General features: G+C 59.8%; 4 protein-coding genes and 1 pseudogene. 3 read left to right on the top strand and 2 right to left on the bottom strand.

Features of this window, described 5'->3' with window-relative positions:
• The 3 genes and pseudogenes from D2N39_RS22175 to D2N39_RS22165 form a co-directional block, all read left to right on the top strand.
• A pseudogene (locus tag D2N39_RS22175) lies at positions 1-521 on the top strand (hypothetical protein); the annotation flags it as partial.
• Positions 470-1,699 (top strand): GIY-YIG nuclease family protein, encoded by a 1,230-nt coding sequence (locus D2N39_RS22170; RefSeq protein WP_199725342.1) that lies wholly within the window; start codon positions 470-472, stop codon positions 1,697-1,699. The pseudogene D2N39_RS22175 and the gene D2N39_RS22170, both read left to right, overlap by 52 nt.
• 418 nt (positions 1,700-2,117) lie before the next feature.
• Complete coding sequence (locus D2N39_RS22165) at positions 2,118-3,221, top strand: hypothetical protein (RefSeq protein ID WP_119136890.1); 1,104 nt, start codon at positions 2,118-2,120, stop codon at positions 3,219-3,221.
• A gap of 317 nt (positions 3,222-3,538) precedes the next feature.
• Here D2N39_RS22165 and D2N39_RS22160 read toward each other — a convergent pair whose 3' ends face one another.
• Complete coding sequence (locus tag D2N39_RS22160; protein ID WP_119136889.1) at positions 3,539-4,474, bottom strand: DUF2493 domain-containing protein; 936 nt, start codon at positions 4,472-4,474, stop codon at positions 3,539-3,541.
• A gap of 361 nt (positions 4,475-4,835) precedes the next feature.
• A complete protein-coding gene (locus D2N39_RS22155) occupies positions 4,836-5,867 on the bottom strand; it encodes a DUF7146 domain-containing protein (protein ID WP_119136888.1) in 1,032 nt (343 codons plus the stop codon).
• Positions 5,868-6,018 lie beyond the last annotated feature (151 nt).

Below are 6,018 nucleotides of genomic sequence, written 5' to 3'. Positions count from 1 at the left end.
CCGAAGAAACCGAAGCCGTCCGGCAAGATCTGGCTGCCAGAATGAACATCCTGACCTTGGCACGCCGTGAAGAAGAGCGCGGATTTAGTGAACAGCAAGCCGCCTTTGGCGGTACGGTCGACACACTGGCTGCTGCCAACCCATCTGATTCAGAGGATGACGATCTTGGAAGCGCACCAAATAGCCTGCTGGCTTTGGTGCGCCGCTTCATCAACGTCCGGGAATTGGACATCGACCTGATCGACAGCGTCAACGCCTTTCGCGAACGGTTTGAGGTTGCATCAAAATCCTTGGACTCAGACCTCCTAGCCCATGTTCAGTCAGCGATGGTCGCTCAGCGTATTCAGATGACAGAGGATGAGGCCCGAACCCTTTGGCCCCGGATCAAGCGCTTTCGCGCACAGGAAGGCCGCGAACCCAACGTGCATGCCGCCGACGCTTTGGAAAAGCGGATGGCCGAAGCGTTGGCATGGCTGAAATTCAAGAAAGCCCAAAAGCTGCGCGAGGCAAGCCTGCAATGACACGGCCTACCCTCGATGATATTTTTGCTGAGCCCGACGAGTTCGGACTGCTTGATGTGAAACTGTCTGCCTTCGGCGCAAAAGCCGGGGTAGACCCCGCGACGATAAATCGTGAGATCGAGGCGTTCCGGATTAGGCACGGTCGCCTTCCAGACCCCGAGGCGCTGGACCATGAGGAAATGCGTCTAGGCACAATCCGAGTCAGGATGGTGCAAGAAACGACGACTCCTGACCATGTCCTGGAGTTAGTTCCTGCCCAGCAACGCAGCTGGCGCGATGATCCGCTCGACGATGAGGTTCCGGGTGATCTGGATGACATTTTTGGCGATGACGCCTTGGCTATATCACCGGATCTGATTGGCCTGCGCCACGTCACCGCCGCGTCCGAGCGGCACTTGCCAGACCATCGAGCCGATTTCCGGCCTTGTCCAGATTTCCATCTGTTCGAGACGTTCTTCCAAGACATGCAACGCATGCTGGACGCCGGCGAGCGGAAAGCGACCGTTGTCGAAAAATACGCTGTGATCGAGCCTCTGGAAGGCGATTTCTTCATAAGAAATGGCCTGCTAGCCTATATCGCCGAAAAGACGGAAATGAGCAGCCGCGGTGGAGATCGAGACCATCGTCTTCGCGTGGTTTTTTCGAACGGGCAGGAGAGCGACCCCTTGATGTCGTCTTTCCGCAAATCCCTGAACGATGACAAAACCTCCCGAATTATCCAGCGCACGGGCCTCGGCCCGCTCGATCCAGAGTGGGAAGCGGACCAGCTGGAACTCTCCGGAACAATCTATGTTGCCCGCAGCTTATCGTCCGTTCCGGAGATTGCCGAGAACCGGATGATACTGCACAAAATCGGAGTCACCTCTCAGCAAGTGGGCCGTCGCATCGCGGACGCCCGCAACGACGCAACCTTTCTGATGGCCCCGGTGGAAGTTGTGGCGACATACGAACTGAAGAACCTGTCGCGTTCTAAAGTTGAAAACTTGCTGCACCGGTTTTTCGAAGTAGCGAGACCCGCAGAACTCAGCGTTACGGACCGCCTCGGCAAGAAAATTCACCCGCGCGAATGGTTTTACGTTCTTCCAGAGCATGTTGGGCAAGCCGCAAAACTAATCGACGAAAGGCGCCTACACGAATTCCGATATGACCCGAATGAACAAAGGATCATTGCGAGGTGAACTATGGGCGGTGAGCGGCCCCTGATGTCGCGGCATTGCGGGCGCCGCAATCGGCGATAGCCGCGGTTCACGACGCGGCCTCAAGCCGGGCGATCAGGGCACGGTGCTTCTCTTCGAGGAGAGTCGCAGTAGCGACGGCCTCGGCCGGTTCCGGCAGTCCTTAGAGCGTCCCGGTGACAGGAAAGGTCGGGGACGTGTCGTCAGAGGCGAGCTTCGCAGTCATCGGTCGGTCTTCTCATGTTTGGGGGCCGACGCGCTGCCCCAGAGCTGTCAGGGTCGCCATCGTCCCGGGATGCGCAACTTTAGCGCGAGCCGTTGCGGCGGCAGAGCGATAATCGTAGCTTTTCAAACCAAAAAATCGAAGTAGGCTGTGGAGCGGCAGCGTGCACTTTCAGAACCCAAGGGGCAAGGTAGACGAATGGACTTGTCAAAACTCATCCAGCCCCAGTGGGTATTTCATTCAGAAACCGCCGGAGACTGGGACGTATATTTCTATTCCGTCAAAGCCGCCAGCATCATTGAGAAGCAGATAGAAAAAGAGGCGCCAAGCGCAATAGAAGCGATCCGGGCGATCATGGGCGTGATGCTCAAGAGCCGTGTTGAAGATCAAGAGGGCGGCGAAAAGTCAAGCGAGCCGACAGAAGCCGAGCTAGCCGCATTCACCGAGGATGACGTAATCAGATTCTCACGTGAATTTCTTGAGAACGACAAATCGTTCGAACCTGACCCGGAAATTGAGAGAAGCGATGGGCAGTCAGATGCGGATTACTTGCTCAGCGTCCTAGTCGCAGAAAACAAGAAGCAGAGCGCTAGGTTGGGGGAAATGTTCGCAAGCCTAAAGGGCTCGCTTGGGGGACTTCTCGGCAGCAAGAACCTCGGCATAAGGAGCGTCAGCGAAGATCTCCTCAAGCAAAGCGAGGGACTTGAGAGCCTTTACGGGACAAGATCGGGTATCTGGGGTCCCTCGCCCGCGATGCTCGAACCAATCGATCTTCCGCCGAACCCAATCCATGAGACCAACGAGCGTCTGGGCGACATGGCCGAAAGGCTCGAAAACCTCGTCGGCTTCGGGGAAAACGCTCTCAGGATCATGAATGGCTTACAGGTCGCGTCGGCAGAGTTCCTAGAGAATTTTTCCAATGAGGCCGAGAAGAACAGCAAAGCCGCGAACAAGGCCATCCTCGTTGGCATCTTCGCTATTGTCTTCTCGGTCGCGCAAATCGCCTACACCGAGTATTGGCGGGTGCCGCAGGATTCGGCGGCCATGGACGCGGCACTTACAACCATCCGAGGAGAGATTGACGAACTTCAGACGGCGCTGGGAAACGACGTGGGCAGTTCTCAAGCCGCAATAGAGAGCGTTTCCGCCACCGTGGCGGAAGCGGTTAAATCGACCGGCGATACAAACTCCGCACTGCTACAGACAATCGAACAATTGCTTCGGCAACAACGCGCGCGTGATCAGGCTATCCTCGAAGCCTTAGAGAGGATTGCTGCGACCGTGACTCAACAACCCGAATAGCTGTTCTCGGGCATCAATCGCCGCGCTTTGTCTCAGGGTCTAGAACCGCCTCAATGGTGCGCTGGCCGGGGATGCGTTAAACCGCGTCGGGCCGGATCGGGCTGTCATAGTGCCCTGCCTGTCGCTGTGCCTCCATGAACTCCTCCTTCGTCATTCTGTTCGGCACGACAATCACGCCACCGGTGTTCAAGCTCAGGTTCACGTTCGCCTCGAAGGCATCGCCTTCCCGGTACGAGTGGCGGGTTTAGGGAAGTTGCGCCGCGGTGCTGATCCGTGCGCGAATGGCCGAAATAGGCCGAAAATGCGGTTAAGGGGGCTTACGCCCCCTTCTCGAACTTCAGGACCGGGATGCCGAGCCTCGAAGCCTTGTCGGCGAGGTTTTCCTGGATGCCATTGCCCGGGAAGACGAGGACGCCGACTGGCAGCACGTCCAGCATGGCGTCGTTGCGCTTAAAGGGTGCGGCCTTGGCGTGTTTGGTCCAATCGGGCTTGAAGGCGACCTGGGTGACCTTGCGGGCCTCGGCCCATTTGGCGGCGATGAGTTCGGCACCCTTGGGGCTGCCACCATGGAGAAGGATCATGTCGGGATATTTGGCCTGGACCTGATCCAGCTTGCCCCAGATCAAGCGATGATCGTTGAAGTCGGTCCCGCCGGTGAGGGCGATCTTGGTGCCTTGGGGGACCATCACTTCGGTTTCCGAGCGGCGCTTGGCGGCCAGGAAATCGCGGCTGTCGATCAACGCTGCGGTCAGGTGCTTGTGGTTCACCATCGAGCCAGAGCGGGGCCGCCAGGTTGAGCCGGTGTGCAGCTCGAACGCCTCAGCGCTGCGGTCGCGGAAGGCTTCCAGACAATGCCGCCGTTCGACAAGGCTGGTGCCTTCGGCCGTCAGGCGCTCAAGCTCGGTCGATTTCACCTCGGAACCGTCCTGTTCACGCTGCAGGCGGTGTTGCGCCACCTCGTTGTCGTCGAGCAGGCGCTCGGTGCGGGCGGCGGCGCGGTGGAAGAGGTTGACCTGGCCCCAGAGCAATTCTTCGAGGTCCGGTTCCATCCGGGTGTCGCCAAGGGTTGCGACGAGGGCATCGAAGATATCGCTGACCGCGTCGATGAGGCGCTCAGGCTCAGGCATCGGGCGCAGATCGACCTCGTCCTGGAAGGCACGGGTGCCGTAGAGCTGCAGCTCCTGGAGCGCCCAGGCGGTCTGGGAAAGGGCGGGGCTGCGGTCGAAATCCTCGCTCTGGAATTGGGTCGTCATGGTCTTTTGCCTCCGGCTGCTCGGGCCCGCGCGACATCCCGCGCGGCCTTCATGGGCTGCGAAAGCTGTCACTGGGGACGCCCCTTCACCCCGCCTTCGGGGCCGGAACGCATGTGGAGGAGGACGGGGGGCGGCTGATTTGCCTCGCGATGCAAAGCGGGGGCTCGTCCCCCGCGGCGGAAATCAGTTGCCCCCCGTCCTTGAAGGGGCGGCCGCTTTGACGGCCGCCTGCCCAACTCTTGAAGGACGTGCGGGTGTCGGGTGGGTTCGACGGCCGGGAAGAGGGAAAAGACGCGACCCGGTTCCTCAAGCGATGCTTGACCCCTGCCCCGCTCCCTGACTGCCTTTGCGCTTCGAGAGTTCAGATCGTCAGCCGATGCTGATCCTCGAGGTCGATCTGTTTTGCCAGATGTTGGCGTATTGCCTCAACGCCGTGGGCACGGAGATCATCGTTGAAATCCCCAAGACGTGGCTCGAGCACCCGTACGGACATCCCGGCCTCAGTTGCTCTGGCGGTCAACCTTTCCGCCGCACGCTGCCCCGCCGGATCGCGGTCGATGGCGATGTAGAGGCGCTGCAATCCATCCGGCAACAGGACAGCCCCGAGGTGACCCGACGAGAGCGCCGCCCAGACGGGCAAAGAAGGTGCCGCCTCGCGAACGGACAGCATGGTCTCGATGCCTTCCCCCAGCACGAGGGTTTGATCTGCAGGAGCGATCCTGACGGCATTGCCGAGGAGGTGACCCATAGCCCGACGTGGCGTGTCGACAGCCGCCTTGTCCTGTCCGTCAGGTGCCAACCAAGTACGATGCACGCCCTGCAAGGCCCCTGCCCCATCGGTGACCGCGGCGATCAGTGCAGGTCTGGGAACAGACTTGGTCTGACCCTCATCCCGATGCCAGCACTTCGGGTGGAAGCGCAGGGTTCCGCTCGGCACCGTTTGGGTGATGCCCCGGGATCGCAGGTACGTTTCTGCCAGAGAGCCTGTCAAAGATACCGAGGCCGCAAACAAGCGCGATGCAGCTTCTGGCGTTCCGGAAGGGGATTTTCGGCTGCGCGGGGAATTGGCATCCGGAAGAACAGGCTGCGGACGGCCAAGATGCACCCGGGCCTCAGCCAGAAGATCCGGAAAGCGGGTGATCCCCGTGCGTTCGCGGATGATGTCGAGGAGATCGCCGAATTCCAACGTGGCTGAATCGGTCCATTTGCCCCGAGCTCCCGGCCCCGAGGTGGGACCGGTCAGCCTGACGAACAGCGAGCGGCCCGGATTGTTTTGCAGATCGCCGACCATCCAGTAGGAGCCTTCCCGCCTCCCGGCGGGAAGATAATGGCGGCAGACGCTTTCAGCGTTTTGCGAGAGGTCTCGCAACAGATCTTCTGTTTCCAATGACATGGCACACACGATTAACAACCTTTGCGTGCATGTAGACCCTGGATGGGGAAGCGTGCAAGCAGGTGATCGAGCACTTTCACACCGCCGGAATCCGTCGGACAGAAGAGGCGCAGCTTCCAGCTGATGATCTCGGAAAAGAAGCCGTCGGCCT

Source organism: Gemmobacter lutimaris, assembly GCF_003570715.1.
Taxonomy (GTDB): Bacteria; Pseudomonadota; Alphaproteobacteria; order Rhodobacterales; family Rhodobacteraceae; genus Gemmobacter; species Gemmobacter lutimaris.
This window is presented reverse-complemented; position numbering and strand designations above follow the sequence as displayed.

Coding starts and splice junctions, on each gene's coding strand:
- D2N39_RS22170 (WP_199725342.1), top strand. CDS start 470: ATGGCTGAAATTCAAGAAAGCCCAAAAGCTGCGCGAGGCAAGCCTGCA.
- D2N39_RS22165 (WP_119136890.1), top strand. CDS start 2,118: ATGGACTTGTCAAAACTCATCCAGCCCCAGTGGGTATTTCATTCAGAA.
- D2N39_RS22160 (WP_119136889.1), bottom strand. CDS start 4,474: ATGACGACCCAATTCCAGAGCGAGGATTTCGACCGCAGCCCCGCCCTT.
- D2N39_RS22155 (WP_119136888.1), bottom strand. CDS start 5,867: ATGTCATTGGAAACAGAAGATCTGTTGCGAGACCTCTCGCAAAACGCT.